Below are 1,383 nucleotides of genomic sequence, written 5' to 3' on the forward strand. Positions count from 1 at the left end.
AAGCCGTTCAGGGTGGGTCGCCGTAGCTGAAGCGCGACCGCATGACCCAGTCCAGGGCCGGGCGCCGTAACCGGTCCAAGGTTGGGGGGCCTGCCGGTCCGGGGGTGGGGTCCTGCCGCTTCAGGGGGTGTCGTAACCGGTTCAGGGTTGGGGTCCTGCGGGTTCGGGGGTGGGGGTTCTGCCGCTTCAGGGGGTGTCGTAACCGGTCCAGGGCTGGCGGTCTTACGGTCCAGGGCTGGGCGTCGTGACAGTCCGGGGTCGGGGGTCGGGTTCTGGCTTCCAGGTGGGTCGATTTGGGGGCAGGCGTTCATGTTCTGGCTTTTCCGTTCGCGTGACCTGCTGCCCGCTCTCCCGTCGGCCTGCATGATTGTGCCTGCCGCGTGGGTGGGTGTTGTGCGGGATCGCTCATGGGGAGAAGCCGCGAGGAGCGTCTGTGCTGGATGACTGGACCGCCGGTCTTCTGCTGGGGGGCATCGTCCTGCTGGGCGCGTCCGTGCAGCGGTTGGCGGGGATCGGGTTCGCGCTTGTGGCGGTGCCCGCTCTGGTGCTGCTTCTCGGCCCGGCCGAGGGTGTGGTGCTGGCGAACTGCGCGGCCGGTGCCATCAGCGCGATCGGGCTGATCGGCACCTGGCGGGAGGTTCGCCTGACCGCGATGGTTCCGTTGGTCGCCGCGGCCGCCTGCACCGTGCCTGCCGGGGCCTGGGTGGCCGCCTGGTTGCCCGAACCGATGCTGCTGGTCGGTATGGGGGTGCTGGTGAGCGTGGCCGTACTGCTCGTGATGTGGGGCAGCCGGGTGCCCGCTCTGCGCGGTGCCGGAGGTGCGGTGGCCGCCGGTGCGGCGAGCGGGTTCATGAACTCCTCCGCGGGGGTGGGCGGTCCGGCGGTTTCCCTGTATGCGGTGAACGCGGGCTGGACGGTACGGGAGTTCGTGCCGAACGCGCAGTTCTACGGGGTGGTGGTGAACGCGCTCTCCGTTACGGCCAAGGGCGTGCCGAAGCTCACGGTGCCGCTCTGGCTGCTGGTCGCGGCTGGGATAGCGGCAGGCGCCGTGCTGGGGAAGGCACTCGCGGAACGAGTGCCGGAGCGGCGGGCCCGGGTGCTGGTGCTGCTGCTCGCGCTGGTGGGCGGGTTCACCACGATAGGTAAGGGGCTGTGGAGCCTGTGACCCTTGACCGGCACAGGGCGTGCAAGGGGCAGCCACGTCACAGAGAGGGAAGGGGGCCGGTTTGCCACTGAGAGGGAAGCAAGTACGACAAGGCACGGCCGAAATAGGGTAATTTACGCCCCCGCCTCCCGCCCCCGCCCCTGGACCGGTTACGGCGCCCGGCCCTGGACTGGGTCATGCGGTCGCGCTTCAGCTACGGCGACCCGCCCTGAACGGCC

General features: G+C 70.1%; 1 protein-coding gene. It reads left to right on the forward strand.

The window, feature by feature from the left end; genetic code table 11:
• The first annotated feature begins 433 nt into the window (after positions 1–433).
• The gene (locus ABZ260_RS51095; protein WP_355633235.1) at positions 434–1,165 is read left to right on the forward strand and encodes a sulfite exporter TauE/SafE family protein; all 732 of its coding nucleotides are present in this window, start codon (positions 434–436) and stop codon (positions 1,163–1,165) included.
• Positions 1,166–1,383 lie beyond the last annotated feature (218 nt).

The organism is Streptosporangium sp. NPDC006013 (assembly GCF_040614275.1).
Taxonomy (GTDB): Bacteria; Actinomycetota; Actinomycetes; order Streptosporangiales; family Streptosporangiaceae; genus Streptosporangium.